Raw genomic sequence first — 14,303 nt, 5'->3', positions numbered from 1 at the left:
CGCCTCAGTTCGTCTTGGCCTTCTCGTCACCCGGCAGCACGTAGTCGGTGCCTTCCCACGGGGACAAAAAGTCGAAGTTGCGGAATTCCTGCTTCAGTTCCACCGGCTCGTAGATCACCCGCTTGGCCTCGTCGTCGTAGCGCACCTCGACAAAGCCGGTGAGCGGGAAATCCTTGCGCAGCGGATGCCCCTCGAAGCCGTAGTCGGTGAGGATGCGGCGCAGGTCCGGATGGCCGGAGAACAGCACGCCGTAGAGGTCGTAGGTCTCGCGCTCGAACCAGTCGGCGCCCGGCCATACGCCGGTGACCGACGGCACCACCGTCTCCTCGTCGGCATGCACCTTGAGGCGGATGCGCAGGTTCTTGGTCGGCGACAAAAGGTGGTAGACCACGTCGAAGCGCTGATCGCGGTAAGGATAGTCGGCGCCCGAAACGTCGATGATCGACACGAAGCGGCACTTCGCGTCGTCGCGCAGGAAGGTCGCCGCCTTGACGATGTCCGCCGGCGCGACCTGCACGGTCAACTCGCCATAGGCGACCACGCTGTCGAGCACGGCTTCGCCGAGCTTTTCGCGCAGGTGGGCGGCCAGGCCGCTGAGAGCTTCGCTCATGGGTCTCACCGCTCGATCGTGCCGGTACGGCGGATCTTCTTCTGTAGAAGAAGAAGGCCATAGAGCAGCGCTTCCGCACTCGGCGGGCAGCCGGGCACGTAAATATCCACCGGCACGATGCGGTCGCAGCCGCGCACCACCGAATAGGAATAGTGATAGTAGCCGCCGCCGTTGGCGCACGAGCCCATCGAGATGACGTAGCGCGGCTCCGGCATCTGGTCGTAGACCTTGCGCAGCGCCGGCGCCATCTTGTTGGTCAGGGTGCCGGCGACGATCATCACGTCGGACTGGCGCGGTGAGGCGCGCGGCGCGATGCCGAAGCGCTCGGAATCGTAACGCGGCATCGCCTTGTGGATCATCTCCACCGCGCAGCAGGCCAAGCCGAACGTCATGTACATCAGCGAGCCGGTGCGCGCCCAGGTGATCAGCGCATCGAGCGAGGTGACGAGGAAGCCCTTGTCGGCCAACTCGTTGTTGACCTCGACGAAGAACGGATCGGTCGAGCCGACCGGCTTGCCGGTGGCAGGATCAAGAATGCCCTTCGGCTGCGGGGCGACGAGCGTGCCGGGGTTCGGGTTCAATCCCATTCCAGCGCTCCCTTCTTCCACTCATAGACGAAGCCGATGGTCAGCACCGCCAAAAATACCATCATCGACCAGAAGCCGAGCATGCCGATCTCGCCGAAGGACACGGCCCACGGAAACAGGAAAGCGACCTCGAGGTCGAAGATGATGAACAGGATCGACACCAGATAGAAGCGGATGTCGAATTTCATGCGGGCGTCGTCGAAGGAATTGAAGCCGCACTCGTAGGCCGACAGCTTCTCCGGGTCGGGATTGCGGTAGGCGATCAGGAACGGCGCCACGATCAGTGCCAGACCGACGACCATCGCCACCGCTATGAAGATGACGACGGGCAGATAAGAGCCGATGAGTGCGTTCATGCTCCGACTTTCCTTGCGCGGTTACTCCGCTGCAAAAACCTACAGCACGAAACGATGGTCCGGAAGCGCGGCGTTTCACCGCTAAACCGCTTTAAAAAGTCCATGCTGCAACGCGGCGAGGGTTAGCGCAGCGATCCCCCCGAAGCAAGTCAAACATTGGCCAAATTTACGTGCCGTCGCGGCAGATCACGCAAAACCGCGCCGAACCGCTCCCGTTTGATTTCCTTCGTATTTTACTCCACTTTTTCTCCTGACACGAATACTGCCGCCGGCCTGCTAGGATGATGGGAATCAATGGACGACCGGGCTGCCGGCCAGGCCGGAAAACGGAACGCATGAAGGAAAAAATCTCGCTCGCGGCGGCTCGCCGCATCGCGCTTGCCGCACAGGGTTTCGCCGACGCCGGGCCGGGCATCACACCGGACCGCCGGCACCTCAAACGCGTGCTGGCGCGCACCGGCCTGTTCCAGATCGATTCCGTCGCCGCCGTGGTGCGCGCGCATTACATGCCGCTCTATTCGCGGCTCGGCCCCTACCCCGTTTCGCTGCTGGACGATGCGTCGGTCGGCCGAAATCGGCTGCTGTTCGAATACTGGGCGCATGAAGCGTCGCTGTTGCCGGTGGAAACCTGGCCGCTGCTGCAATGGCGCATGGAACGGGCGCGCGCCAACGATCCTGCCGAAATCTACAAGGGGCTTGCGGAATGGGCCAACGGCAATCGCGCCTTCATCGAGGACATTCACAATGAGGTGAAGACGCGCGGCCCGATCCCGGCGTCCGACATCGAAGGCCACAAGGGCAAGGGCGGCTGGTGGGGCTGGAGCGACGCCAAGGCGGCCTTCGAATGGCTGTTCTGGGCTGGCCTCATCACCACCCATTCGCGGCGCGGCTTCGAGCGCTACTACGACCTGCCCGAGCGGGTCCTGCCGAAATCCGTCCTCGACCTGCCGGTGCCATCGGCGCGCGACGCCCATCGCGAACTGCTCGCCATGTCCGCCCGCGCCCATGGCGTCGCCACCTATGCCTGCCTGCGCGACTATTTCCGCCTCGCCCCCGAGGAGACGAAGACGGCCCTGGACGAACTGGTCGAGGACGGCACGCTCAAGCCGGTGCGCGTCGAAGGCTGGAACAAGCCCGCCTTCCTGCACAAGGACGCGCGCACGCCGCGCCGCATCGAAGCGCGCACTTTGCTCGCCCCCTTCGATCCCGTCGTCTTCGAGCGCGCCCGCGCGGAGGCGCTGTTCGGCTTCCGCTACCGCATCGAGATCTACACGCCGGCCGAGAAGCGCCAGTACGGCTATTACGTGCTGCCCTTCCTGCTCGGCGACCGGATCGTTGCCCGCGTCGACCTGCGCGCCGACCGTCCGGCAAGCGTGCTGCGTGTCCACGCCGCCTACGCGGAAGAGGCCGCGCCCGCCGATACGGCTGCCCACCTGTTCGAGGAGTTGCTGCGCATGCAAGGCTGGCTGGCCCTCGAACGGCTGGACATCACGCCTGCCGGCGATCTTGGCCCGGCATTGCTGGATCTGGCCCGACAACCCGTCGCCAAAAGGGCCTGACTGTTGTCATCGGGCGCCTGAACCTGTACGCGCTGCGTTTGCCCGCCGGCACATTGTGCCGCCACCATTCCGATCCACATAGATCGCGATGCAGGACGACAGACCAGAGCAGCGCTGGCTTTCAGGATTTGCCTTGCCCGTTTCGGCCGGGCTGCATCTCGTCATCCTCGCATTGCTGATTTTCGGACTGCCGCACTCCCTCCTGAAGCCGGAAAAGGACCAGTCGGTCAGCGTCGATCTCGTTCCCCCGCCCGAACAGCCCCCCAAGCCCAAGACGGAGCCTCCCGCACCGAGGCCGGATGCCGAAAAGCCACCTGAAAAGAAAGCCGAACCGCCGCCGCCTCCCGCAAAGGAAACGCCGGCATCTCCAAGCCCGGTCCCCAGCTTCAATCCTGTCGTCCAATACGGCGAAAAGGACAGCGGTCCCAAAAAATCACTCGAAGGAAACAGCGCCGAGCAAGAAGCGAAGCCTTCGGATACGCAACAACTGCCGGACGAGCAGACCGAGGCCGAAAAGGAAGACACAGAGGCCGACGACTCGGAATCCGAGCTTGCACTGCCGGATGCGGCCGCAACGCCGACCGCGAGGCCAACGGAGACGGCGCGACCGAAAGAGACCGCCAAAAAGCCGGGCGCCCCAAAGCTCAGGCAGGCGAAAAAGCTGTTCTCGCCGTCGGCGACCGGCAATGCATTGGCGACGACCGCGATAGGCGGTCTGCCGCGCAGCGCGCGGGGAGCCACGCTGTGCGTGTCGGAACTGCGCGAGCAGTTACTGCGCAACGTCCCGCCTTACTTTGCCGACCTCCTGCCGTCCTCCCGGCTGGAATCCGGCAACGTGATCAACGTTCCGGGCGTGGCCTTCCGCGCCAACGGCCAATGGCGGGACCTGAGCTACCGTTGCGAGGTCGACGCCGACGCGACGAAGGTGGTGTCCTTCGCCTTCCGGATCGGAGAACCGATCCCGCCCGGCGAATGGCAGCGGCGCGGCCTGCCCTCGCGATGAGAGCCGTCCACGCCGATGAAGCCGACATTGACAGTCAGCTTGCCCACGGCCTAAATCCGCATCGGATGGTCTTCTTCCCCAACAGGAAGAAGCTAAGAGGGAATGCGGTGCGGGATCGCAAGGTTCCAAAGCCGCGGCTGTCCCCGCAACTGTGAGCGACGAGCCCGCGCCGAAAGCCACTGGAATTGTCCGGGAAGGCGGCAAGGGCGGCGACCCGCGAGCCAGGAGACCTGCCGTCCGAATGCAGAATCCGACCGTCCGGCGGGTGTCCCGGACAAGGAGCCCGATTTGGATCGCGACGGCATCTTCCCGGCTGAACCGGCGGACCCTGTGTCCGAAAGCGAGCGCGACGCCCCCGTGCTAGGCAGCGTCACCATCCTCGTCTGCGCGACCTGCCGCGACGAAACCGGTTCCGACGCCCATCCGCGCGCCGGCAGTCTTCTGGCGCAGGATGCACGGCGTGCCGCAAGCAACGACGCCATAAGCGTGCGCACCGTCGAATGCCTCGGCAACTGCAAGCGCCGGCTGTCGGCCGCGCTGCTGCGCGACGGTTGCTGGAGCTACGTCTTCGGCGACCTCGCGCCCGACAGCGGCGCCGATCTCGTCGCCGGCGCCCGGCTTTTCTCGACATCCACGGACGGTCTGATCCCCTGGCGCGGCCGCCCCGATTCGCTCAAGCGCGGTCTCGTCGCGCGCATTCCTCCCCTTGCTTTCACGAAGGACGTCCCATGACCGCTACCGCCGCCCGCGTTCCCTGCACTGTCGTTACCGGCTTCCTCGGCGCCGGCAAGACGACGCTGATCCGCCACCTGCTCGAAACCGCCAAGGGCAAGCGGCTGGCGCTGATCGTCAACGAGTTCGGCGATGTCGGCGTCGACGGCGAAATCCTGAAAGGCTGCGGCATCGACACCTGCCCGGAGGAAAACATCGTCGAACTGTCCAACGGTTGTATCTGCTGCACCGTCGCCGACGACTTCGTCCCGGCATTGGACCAGATTCTCGCGCGCACACCGAAGGTCGACCATATCCTCATCGAAACGTCCGGCCTCGCTTTGCCCAAGCCGCTGGTGCAGGCCTTCCAGTGGCCCAGCGTGAAGAGCCGCGTCACCGTCGACGGCGTCGTCGCCGTGGTCGACGGCCCGGCGCTCGCCGCCGGCCAGGTCGCCTCCGACATGGAGGCGCTGGCCGCCCAGCGCGCCGCCGACGACAGCCTCGACCACGACGACCCGGTGGAGGAAGTGTTCGAGGATCAGGTCGCCTGCGCCGATCTCATCATCCTGTCCAAGAGCGACCTGATGGACGGTACGGCATCCGCCAAGGCCAACGCCATCCTGGGCGACCATGTGAAGCCGGCGGTGAAAATCGTGCCGACTTCGCAGGGCAAGGTCGATCCCTCGGTGCTGCTCGGCCTCGCGCTGGCGGTCGAGGACGACATCGAGAACCGCAAGAGCCATCACGACGGGCTGGGCGACCACGAGCACGACGACTTCGACACCTTCGTGGTCGAAATCCCCTCGATCGTCGACCCGGACGAGTTGGCAAAGCGTGTCGCGGCGGCCGCCGAAGCCGAGAACGTGCTGCGCCTGAAGGGTTTCGTCGACGTCGCCGGCAAGCCGATGCGGCTTCTGGTGCAGGCCGTCGGCCCGCGCGTCAACCACTACTACGACCGCGCCTGGGCGCCCAGCGAGGACAGACGCTCGCGGCTGGTGGTCATCGGGTTGAAGGGCCTGAACCAACCGGCCATCGAGAAGATACTGGTGGGGTGATGGCGGCAGCCCCCCTCTCCGTCTTGCTTCGCAAGCCACCTCTCCCCCGTTCCGGGGGCGAGGAACTTGGCGGCTTTCCTCGCCCCCGCAGCGCGGGGGAGAGGTGTCGAGGCGAAGCCGAGACGGAGAGGGGCCGACGCCCTTCCGACAAAATGGTCAGGCGCTCATGCACATCCTGACTACCACCTCGGCCTCGCTCGACGATATTGCCGAACCGGTCGATCTGCGCCAGCAGCCGGCCGACATGGTGGCGCTGTCCTTCACCGACAGCGACCTTTCGGGGTTGGCGGCAGCATGGAAGGAGGACGCCAATGCCCTGCCCTCGATGCGGCTGACGGCATTACGCGACCTGCGCCATCCGATGTCGGTCGATCTCTGGCTGGACAGCGTGGCGGCGCACGCGAAAATCATCCTCGTGCGCATCCTCGGCGGCTACGACTGGTGGCGCTACGGCTGCGACCGGCTGGCCGCACTGGCGCGGGAGAAAGGCATCAGGCTCGCCCTGCTTCCCGGCGAGGACCGTGACGCCGACGCCCGCCTCGCCGAAGCTTCCACCTTGCCGGCCGACGAACTCGCCGGCCTCCTCGGCTATTTCCGGCAAGGCGGCCCCGACAACATGCGCGCACTGGTGCGCCGCATGGCGGCGCTCGCCGGACAGGATATCGAGACGAGTCCACCCGTGGAGGTGCCGAAGGCCGGATACTACGAGCCGGGCGAGGGCGTGCTTCCCCTCCCCTTTGAGGGGGTAAGAGCCCGGTTCGCCGAAGGCGAATTGAAAGCTCCAGCGGAGCTTTCAAAGGGCTCGAACGCCCGAGGCCATAGCCGAGGGCTGGATGTGCCGAGCGGAGCGAGGCGGGAGGGGTCGCCTGCCATAGGGCGAGGGCTTTCGTTTACTCGCCCCTCGGCAGTTCTCAGGACCCCCTCCGCCGCCTTCGGCGGCACCTCCCCCTCAAGGGGGGAGGAAAACCCCACCGTCCCCATCCTGTTCTATCGCTCGATGCTTCTGGCAGCGGACGCCGCCCCCGTCGACGCATTGACCCACGCCCTGCGCCACAAGGGCATGGCGCCAGTGCCCATCTTCGTCTCCAGCCTGAAGGACCCCGCCTCGCTCGCTTTCGTAGAGGCCGCGTTCGCCGAACTGAAGCCCTCGGCCATAGTCACCGCTACGGCTTTCGCTTCCGGTGCAGAACCCGGCGCCGAAACACTGTTCGACCGCGCCGGCGTGCCGGTCTTCCAGGTCATCGTCGCCACAACCAAGCGCGAGGCTTGGCAGACCAACCAGCGCGGCCTCGCCCCCGCCGACCTCGCCATGCACGTCGTCCTGCCGGAACTGGACGGCCGCATCCTCGCCGGTGCGATTTCCTTCAAGGCCGAGGGCGAGGCCGACCCCGCACTCGGCTTCCGCGCCGTCGCCAACCGAGCCGAACCCGACCGCGTCGAACAGGTCGCCGGCCGCATCGCCGCCTTCCTGCGCCTGCAGCGCACGCCGCGCGAGGATCGCCGCGTCGCCGTCCTGATCCCGGACTATCCCAGTGCGCCCGGCCGTACCGGCTATGCCGTCGGGTTGGACGTGCCCGCTTCCGTGCTCGCCATGCTGCACGACCTGAAGGAGGCCGGCTATGCCGTTGAAGGGATTCCGGAATCGCCGCGCGACCTGCTGGATTTTCTGGAGCGGGGCGAGGAGGGCATGGATATTGCCGACTATGCCGCCCATTTCAGCGATTTGCCTGCCGCCGCACGCGAATCCGTCGAGCAGGCCTGGGGTAATATCGACGCTTTGTGCGGCCCCTCATCCGCTGCCGGACCTTCTCCCCGTCGGGAACGGGGAGAAGGAGGAAACTCCAATGCCGGCGCCCCCCTCTCCCCGTCATTACGGGGAGAGGGTAAGGGTGAGGGGCAATCGCACTTCCCCTTCCGCGCCGCCCCTTTCGGCAACATCACCGTAGCCCTTGCCCCCGACCGTGGCCGCTCGCAGGACCGCCGTGCCGACTACCACGACCCGACGCTTCCTCCCAGGCACGAACTGGTCGCCTTCGGCCTGTGGCTCCGGAAAAAGCTCGACGTTCACGCCATCGTCCATGTCGGCGCCCACGGCACACTGGAATGGCTGCCCGGCAAGACCGTAGCACTCGGCCAAAGCTGTTTTCCGGAAATCGTCACCGGGTCCCTGCCGGTCATCTATCCCTTCATCGTCTCCAATCCGGGCGAGGCCGCCCAGGCCAAGCGCCGCATCAGTGCCGTCACCCTCGGCCACCTGCCGCCGCCATTGGCGAGCGCTGGCTTGGACGAGAACCAGCAGAGGCTGGAGCGGCTGGTCGACGAATATGCACAGGCCGACGGCCTCGACCGCCGCCGCCGCGACAGGCTGGCGAAATTGATCGTCGAGACGGCGCAGGCCACCGGCCTGTCCGCCGAGGCCGGCGTGGCGAGAACAGACGCGCCCGACGAAGCCTTGCGCCGCATCGACGCCTGGCTGTGCGATCTGAAGGATTTCGCCATCAAGGACGGGCTGCACGTCTACGGCCGTCAGGGTGACGGCGAATCTGACCCGCTACGCCTCGCCAGCGCCGCCGGCGAAAAGCAAAACCTGCTCGCCGCGCTCGACGGAAAACACATTCCCGCTGGACCGTCCGGCGCGCCCGCGCGCGGCCGTAGCGACGTGCTACCTACAGGCCGCAACCTCTTCACCGCCGATCCGCGTACCATGCCGACGCCCACAGCCTTCGACCTCGGCAGGGCCGCCGCAGACGAGATCGTCACCTCATACCTGCAATCCCACGGCGACTGGCCGCGCGCGCTGGTCATCGATCTGTGGGGCTCGGCCTCGCTGCGCACCGGCGGCGAGGAAATCGCGCAGGGGCTGGCGCTGATGGGTTGCCGGCCGCAGTGGGATGCCGCCACCGGCCGCGTCACCGGCATCGAGGTGCTGCCGCCGGCAGCCCTCGGGCGCCCGCGCATCGATGTCACCTGGCGCATTTCCGGCCTGTTCCGCGACATGTTTCCGACCCAGATCGCACTGATCGACGCAGCCGCCCGCGCCGTCGCCGAACGCGACGAGGACGATTCGGAAAACCCGCTGGCCGCCGCGCGCCGCGCCACCGGCAAAGTCGAACCGCGCATCTTCGGCTCGTCCCCCGGCACCTACGGCGCCGGGCTGGAAAGCCTGCTTGCCGGTGGAAACTGGGACCAACGCGAAGACCTCGGCCGCGCCTATCTCGACGCCGCCTCGCACGCCTATGGCGGCAGCGAGGGTGAAGGAACAGCGGCGCCCGACGCCTTTGCCGGCCGCATCGCCGAGGCCGACCTGCTCGTTCACAGCGGCGACGATCCCGGCCGTGATATCCTCGAAGGGTCGGCCGACGTCGCCTTCATCGGGGGTTTTTCGGCTGCGGTCGCAGCCCTCGGCGGCAAGGCCGATGTCATCGTGCTCGACACCACCGACCCGCTAAAGCCGAAGCCGCGCTCGGTGGCCGAAGCGGTCGGCCGGGTGGTGCGGGCACGCGCCGTCAACAAGCGCTTCATCGACGGCCAGATGCGGCACGGCCCGCGCGGCGCCGCCGAATTCGCCGAGACGGTGGACCGGCTGGTCGGCTTTGCCGAGACGACCCACGCCATTCCGGGCGCTCTCATCGAGGCCATCCACGACGCCTATATCGGCGACGAACAGGTCCGTGATTTCCTGCTGAGGGAAAACCCGGCGGCCGCCAAGGTCATCGCCGAACGGTTCCTGTCGGCGCGACGGCGCGGCCTGTGGCATCCGCTGCGCAATTCGATAGACGACGATCTCGCCTCGCTGATCGCGGAGGCTGAAACCGCGCAGTCGGCGGAATCACCCCCACCCCTAACCCCTCCCCTCAAGGGGGAGGGGGACTTGGCAGGCGGCAGCTTCCCCTCCCCCTTGCGGGGGTCCGAAGGACGGGCGAGACCCATGGCTCGCCCCGGCAAGGTTAGGGGTGGGGGTCCTCAAGAAGAGTCTTCTTCCGCAGTCTCGACTGCCAACTCCTCCGAGGCTGCCGAATGACCGGCCTTGCGCAAAGGCGCGGCGCCTGTCCTGCGCTGTCCGCACCCATGCAGACGGGCGACGGCCTGCTGGTGCGCCTCAATCCGGTCGCGGCTGGTCTTCCCACCGCTGCTTTGATCGGGCTTTGCGAATCCGCTGCCCGCCACGGCAACGGCATCATGGAAATTACCCAGCGCGGCTCGATCCAGATTCGCGGGTTGACGTCGGAAAGCGCCAGCCTGCTGGCCGACGACGTGAATGCGCTGGGCATTTCCGTGCGCACCGGCGTGCCGGTCGAGACCAGCCCGCTGGCAGGCATCGATCCGGATGAAACCGCCGATCCGCACCCGCTGGCGGAAGCGATCCGTACTGCCGTGGAAAGCGCGGGCCTGCCGCGCCGGCTCGGCCCCAAGATTTCCGTGGTCGTCGATGGCGGCGGCCGCATCGGCATGGGCGCGCTTCTGGCCGATATACGGCTGACGGCCGTTCGGCGTGAGCAGGAAACATATTGGCATCTGGCCGTCGGCGGCACCGCCGATACAGCAAGGCCAGTCGGCCTGTTTGCCAAGGCGGATGCCGTCGCAACGACCCTCGAAACGCTCGAAGCCATTGCGGCCCTTGGGCGCGAGGGGCGTGGAAGGAATATCGTCGCCGGGCATACCCCCACCCCTAACCCCTCCCCGCAAGGGGGAGGAGAATCCCACGACAGCCAAGCTGCCCCGGATGGCCGAAACGATGGCGCAGACCTGTCCCCCTCCCCCTTGTTGGGAGGGGTGGCGCGACTGCCGCCGCTCGACTCCGCCTCTCCCCTGGGCACCGTCCTCCTCGCCAATGCCACCCACGCCCTCGGCATCGCTCTGCCCTTCGGCTCGATGCCTGCGGAAACGCTTGCGGCACTGGCACGAGCCGCCGCCGATCTCGGCGCGACCGAAATTCGCGCCGCACCCGGCCGCATGCTGCTCCTGCTCAGCCTCACCGCCGAAGCCGCCGCAACCCTTCAAGCCAAGGCCGCCGCACTCGACTTCGTCACCGACGCCGCCGATCCGCGCCTCTTCATCGCCGCCTGTCCCGGTGCTCCGGCCTGCACTTCGGCGCACATGGGGACGCGTCCGCTGGCCGGGCAGATTGCGCAGCAGGACGCCGACCTGCTCGACGGCTCTTTCACGCTGCACGTCTCCGGCTGCGCCAAGGGCTGCGCCCATCCCGGCACAGCGGCCCTGACGCTCGTCGGCGGCGAGAACGGCGCCGGACTTGTCGTCAACGGAACGGCGAAAACCCTTCCGGCCGGCTACGCCTCACGCTATGACGCCGCGCGCGGCATCGGCCGGCTGGCAGCGCTGGTCGATACCGGGCGTCGCCCGGACGAGACCGCCGCCGCCTGCCTCGCCCGTCTCGGCGCGGCGGCAATCGCAACCGACTTCGCTGAAGGATGACATGACCGCCTACGACTATATCCGCGACGGCAATGCGATCTACGAGCGCTCCTTCGCCATCATCCGCGCCGAGGCCGACATCGCGCGCTTTTCCGAAACCGAGGCCGACGTCGCCATCCGCATGATCCATGCCTGCGGGCAGGTCGAAGCGGCGAAGAATTTCGCCTTCTCGCCCGATTTCGTCGTAGCGGCACGTGCAGCCCTCGCCGCCGGCGCGCCGATCTTCTGCGACGCGGAGATGGTGGCGCATGGCGTCACCCGCGCGCGCCTGCCGGCCGGCAACGAGGTGATCTGCACGCTGCGCGACCCGCGCACCGCCGAAATCGCCAAGGCGATCGGCAACACCCGCTCCGCCGCGGCGATCGACCTGTGGGGCGAGCGCATGAAGGGCGCGGTCGTCGCCATCGGCAACGCGCCGACCGCTTTGTTCTACCTCCTGGAAAAACTGCGCGACGGCGCACCCAAGCCTGCCGCCATCATCGGCATGCCCGTCGGCTTCGTCGGCGCCGCCGAATCCAAGGATGCGCTGGCAGAGAATTCCTACGGCGTGCCATGGGCCATCGTGCGCGGCCGCCTCGGCGGCTCGGCCATGACCGCAGCCGCCCTCAATTCACTGGCGAGGCCGGGTCTGTGAGCGCGCTGCCTGCATCCGGCCGCCTGATCGGCGTCGGCACCGGCCCCGGCGATCCCGAATTGCTGACACTGAAGGCGGTGCGCGCGCTCGGCGACGCCGACGTCGTCGCCCATTTCGCCAAGCGCAACGCCAACGGCAACGCCCGCGCCATCGTCGCGGCCCACATGAAGCCCGGCATGACGGAACTGCCGCTGCATTATCCGGTCACCACCGAGATCGCCAAGGACCACGCCGACTACAAGGCCCAGATCCTCGCCTTCTACGAGGCGTCGGCTGCGAAGGTCGCCGCGCATCTGGAAGCCGGCCGCACCGTGGCGGTACTTTCGGAAGGCGACCCGCTGTTCTACGGCTCCTACATGCACCTGCATGTGCGCCTCGCCCATCGTTTCCCAACCGAAGTGATCCCCGGCGTCACCGCCATGTCGGGCTGCTGGTCGACCACCGGACAGCCGATCGTGCAGGGGGACGACGTGCTCACCGTCCTGCCCGGCACCATGCCGGAAGCCGAGCTGACCCGCCGGCTTGAAGACACCGACGCCGCCGTCATCATGAAGGTCGGCCGCAACCTGCCGAAAATCCGGCGTGCGCTGGCCGCTACGGCCAAGCTCGAACGCGCCGTCTATGTCGAGCGCGGCACCATGGCGAACGGCGCCTCCACACGGCTTGCCGACAAGGCCGACGACAACGCGCCCTATTTCTCCATCGTGCTGGTCGCAGGTTGGCTCGACCGGCCCGGCTCCGCGTCGGCCTCGGGAGCGGTGCTGTGAGCGGCCGGCTGACCGTCATCGGCCTCGGCCCCGGCAGCGCCGAGCAGGTCACGCCGGAAGCGAGCCGCGCCGTCGCCGAGGCGGCATTCTTCTATGGCTACAAGCCCTATGTCGACCGGCTCGATCTCGGCGCCCACCAGACCCGCATAGCCTCCGACAACCGCGAGGAACTGGCGCGCGCCAAGGAAGCACTGGAAAAGGCAGCCGAGGGTCACAGCGTCGCCGTCGTCTCCGGCGGCGATCCGGGCGTCTTCGCCATGGCCGCCGCCGTCTGCGAGGCGATCGAGGCCGGGCCGGTAGAGTGGCGCGCCATCGAACTCGGCATCGTACCCGGCGTCACCGCCATGCTGGCGGTCGCCGCCCGCGCCGGCGCGCCGCTCGGCCACGATTTCTGCGCCATCTCGCTGTCGGACAATCTCAAGCCCTGGGATCTGATAGAGCTTCGCCTGCTGGCCGCCGCCGGCGCCGGCTTCGTCATCGCCCTCTATAACCCGATCTCAAAGGCGCGCCCCTGGCAACTCGGCCGCGCCTTCGAATGCCTGGCCGCCGTGTTGCCCGGCACCACGCCGGTGATCTTCGGCCGCGCCGCAGGGCGCCCGGACGAGCGCATAGAGGTACTGCCGCTGGCGCTTGCCGATCCCGGCAAGGCCGACATGGCCACCTGCGTCATCATCGGCTCGCCCGAAACCCGCATCATCAAGCGCGACGGCCGCTCGACGCTGGTCTACACGCCGCGTTCTGCCACAGGTCCGAGCATATGAGTGGCCATGGAAACCAGATCATGGACCGTCGGCGCCGAAGGCACGTCGGGCAAGCGCGGCCGGCGCACCATGACGATCTCGATGCCGAGCGCCCGCGCGGCGGCGATCTTGCCGTAGGTGGCCGCCCCGCCGCTGTTCTTGGACACCACCGCATCGATGCCGTTTCGCTCCAGCAACGCCAGTTCGTCCGCCGTCTCGAATGGCCCGCGTGCCAAGATGTATTGGGCATCCGGCACAGCGAGCGGCGGGGCGACCGGATCAACGGAGCGGACCAGATAGTGATGCTGCGGCGCCGCTTCGAAAGCGTTGACCTCCTGCCGACCGAGGGTAAGGAATACATGGCGCGGCACGGCGCCCAGCGCGGTCACGGCGGCCGGCACGTCGTCGACCTCGCTCCAGCGATCGCCCTCGACACGCTCCCAGCCGGGCCGGCGCAGCGCCACTATGGTCACGCCCGCCTCGCCGGCCGCACGCGCGGCGTTGGTGGATATTTGCGCAGCATAGGGATGCGTAGCGTCGACCAGCAGGCCGATGGCGTTTTCTTTCAAGTAAGCCGCCAGCCCTTCGGCCCCGCCGAATCCTCCGACCCGCACCGGCACGCCCTGCCCGACGGGATTTTCGGTGCGCCCGGCCAGAGAAAGCACCACCGCGCAATCGCCGCGCGCGGCGAGCGCTGCCGCGATCTGCCGCGCTTCGGCCGTTCCGCCGAGGATGAGGATTTTGTGGGTCATTTGTCGCCACCATTTTGCGCTGAAAGAGCCCCTCACCCTTACCCTCTCCCCGTAAGGACGGGGAGAGGGGATCACCAGCGTCGCCGCTTGTCTCTT

At 67.3% G+C, this 14,303-nt stretch carries 13 protein-coding genes and 1 riboswitch; of the genes, 9 read left to right on the top strand and 4 right to left on the bottom strand.

Annotated elements, in window-relative coordinates; genetic code table 11:
• Positions 1 to 4: 4 nt before the first annotated feature.
• The 3 genes from E6C48_RS01085 to E6C48_RS01075 are packed head-to-tail and all read right to left on the bottom strand — an operon-like array spanning position 5 to position 1,553.
• On the bottom strand, positions 5 to 610 hold the full coding sequence (locus tag E6C48_RS01085) for an NADH-quinone oxidoreductase subunit C (protein ID WP_136353109.1): 606 nt from the start codon (positions 608 to 610) through the stop codon (positions 5 to 7).
• A gap of 5 nt (positions 611 to 615) precedes the next feature.
• A complete protein-coding gene (locus E6C48_RS01080) occupies positions 616 to 1,197 on the bottom strand; it encodes a NuoB/complex I 20 kDa subunit family protein (protein ID WP_136353107.1) in 582 nt (193 codons plus the stop codon).
• Entirely contained in the window at positions 1,188 to 1,553 is a 366-nt protein-coding gene (locus tag E6C48_RS01075) for an NADH-quinone oxidoreductase subunit A (RefSeq protein ID WP_136353105.1), read from the bottom strand. The genes E6C48_RS01080 and E6C48_RS01075 overlap by 10 nt, the downstream gene beginning before the upstream one ends.
• Positions 1,554 to 1,888: 335 nt before the next feature.
• On the opposite strand from E6C48_RS01075, the gene E6C48_RS01070 reads away from it, so the two are divergent.
• From E6C48_RS01070 to E6C48_RS01030, 9 genes are all read left to right on the top strand, one after another.
• The gene (locus E6C48_RS01070) at positions 1,889 to 3,112 is read left to right on the top strand and encodes a winged helix-turn-helix domain-containing protein (RefSeq protein ID WP_136353103.1); all 1,224 of its coding nucleotides are present in this window, start codon (positions 1,889 to 1,891) and stop codon (positions 3,110 to 3,112) included.
• Between the two features lie 88 nt (positions 3,113 to 3,200).
• Positions 3,201 to 4,115, top strand: a complete 915-nt coding sequence (locus tag E6C48_RS01065) for a DUF930 domain-containing protein (RefSeq protein WP_136353101.1) — start codon at positions 3,201 to 3,203, stop codon at positions 4,113 to 4,115.
• Between the two features lie 50 nt (positions 4,116 to 4,165).
• Positions 4,166 to 4,367, top strand: a riboswitch (cobalamin riboswitch).
• Positions 4,368 to 4,403: 36 nt separating this feature from the next.
• Entirely contained in the window at positions 4,404 to 4,847 is a 444-nt protein-coding gene (locus tag E6C48_RS01060) for a DUF1636 family protein (RefSeq protein WP_168734418.1), read from the top strand.
• A complete protein-coding gene (gene cobW / locus E6C48_RS01055; protein ID WP_136353099.1) occupies positions 4,844 to 5,881 on the top strand; it encodes a cobalamin biosynthesis protein CobW in 1,038 nt (345 codons plus the stop codon). Before E6C48_RS01060 ends, cobW begins: the two co-directional genes overlap by 4 nt.
• A 166-nt stretch (positions 5,882 to 6,047) precedes the next feature.
• Positions 6,048 to 9,902: a cobaltochelatase subunit CobN gene (gene cobN / locus E6C48_RS01050; RefSeq protein WP_136353097.1), complete on the top strand. Its 3,855-nt coding sequence runs from the start codon at positions 6,048 to 6,050 to the stop codon at positions 9,900 to 9,902.
• Positions 9,899 to 11,314: a precorrin-3B synthase gene (cobG, locus tag E6C48_RS01045; RefSeq protein ID WP_136353095.1), complete on the top strand. Its 1,416-nt coding sequence runs from the start codon at positions 9,899 to 9,901 to the stop codon at positions 11,312 to 11,314. The genes cobN and cobG overlap by 4 nt, the downstream gene beginning before the upstream one ends.
• A 1-nt stretch (position 11,315) precedes the next feature.
• Complete coding sequence (locus tag E6C48_RS01040; protein ID WP_136353093.1) at positions 11,316 to 11,948, top strand: precorrin-8X methylmutase; 633 nt, start codon at positions 11,316 to 11,318, stop codon at positions 11,946 to 11,948.
• Entirely contained in the window at positions 11,945 to 12,715 is a 771-nt protein-coding gene (locus E6C48_RS01035) for a precorrin-2 C(20)-methyltransferase (RefSeq protein WP_206086421.1), read from the top strand. The genes E6C48_RS01040 and E6C48_RS01035 overlap by 4 nt, the downstream gene beginning before the upstream one ends.
• On the top strand, positions 12,712 to 13,476 hold the full coding sequence (locus E6C48_RS01030) for a precorrin-3B C(17)-methyltransferase (protein WP_136353089.1): 765 nt from the start codon (positions 12,712 to 12,714) through the stop codon (positions 13,474 to 13,476). Before E6C48_RS01035 ends, E6C48_RS01030 begins: the two co-directional genes overlap by 4 nt.
• Here the strand turns inward: E6C48_RS01030 and E6C48_RS01025 are convergent.
• Positions 13,440 to 14,207: a cobalt-precorrin-6A reductase gene (locus E6C48_RS01025; RefSeq protein ID WP_136353087.1), complete on the bottom strand. Its 768-nt coding sequence runs from the start codon at positions 14,205 to 14,207 to the stop codon at positions 13,440 to 13,442. The genes E6C48_RS01030 and E6C48_RS01025 overlap by 37 nt on opposite strands.
• Positions 14,208 to 14,303: the final 96 nt, after the last annotated feature.

The organism is Ollibium composti (assembly GCF_004801285.1).
Lineage (GTDB): Bacteria > Pseudomonadota > Alphaproteobacteria > Rhizobiales > Rhizobiaceae > Mesorhizobium > Mesorhizobium composti.
The sequence above is the reverse complement of the archived record's forward strand: the minus strand, read 5'-3'. Positions and strand labels throughout refer to the sequence as shown.

What these genes read in the sequence shown, in the direction of transcription:
- E6C48_RS01065 (WP_136353101.1), top strand. Translation starts at nt 3,201, where the DNA reads ATGCAGGACGACAGACCAGAGCAGCGCTGGCTTTCAGGATTTGCCTTG.
- E6C48_RS01025 (WP_136353087.1), bottom strand. Translation starts at nt 14,207, where the DNA reads ATGACCCACAAAATCCTCATCCTCGGCGGAACGGCCGAAGCGCGGCAG.
- E6C48_RS01080 (WP_136353107.1), bottom strand. Translation starts at nt 1,197, where the DNA reads ATGGGATTGAACCCGAACCCCGGCACGCTCGTCGCCCCGCAGCCGAAG.
- cobN (WP_136353097.1), top strand. Translation starts at nt 6,048, where the DNA reads ATGCACATCCTGACTACCACCTCGGCCTCGCTCGACGATATTGCCGAA.
- E6C48_RS01040 (WP_136353093.1), top strand. Translation starts at nt 11,316, where the DNA reads ATGACCGCCTACGACTATATCCGCGACGGCAATGCGATCTACGAGCGC.
- E6C48_RS01075 (WP_136353105.1), bottom strand. Translation starts at nt 1,553, where the DNA reads ATGAACGCACTCATCGGCTCTTATCTGCCCGTCGTCATCTTCATAGCG.
- E6C48_RS01085 (WP_136353109.1), bottom strand. Translation starts at nt 610, where the DNA reads ATGAGCGAAGCTCTCAGCGGCCTGGCCGCCCACCTGCGCGAAAAGCTC.
- cobG (WP_136353095.1), top strand. Translation starts at nt 9,899, where the DNA reads ATGACCGGCCTTGCGCAAAGGCGCGGCGCCTGTCCTGCGCTGTCCGCA.
- E6C48_RS01070 (WP_136353103.1), top strand. Translation starts at nt 1,889, where the DNA reads ATGAAGGAAAAAATCTCGCTCGCGGCGGCTCGCCGCATCGCGCTTGCC.
- cobW (WP_136353099.1), top strand. Translation starts at nt 4,844, where the DNA reads ATGACCGCTACCGCCGCCCGCGTTCCCTGCACTGTCGTTACCGGCTTC.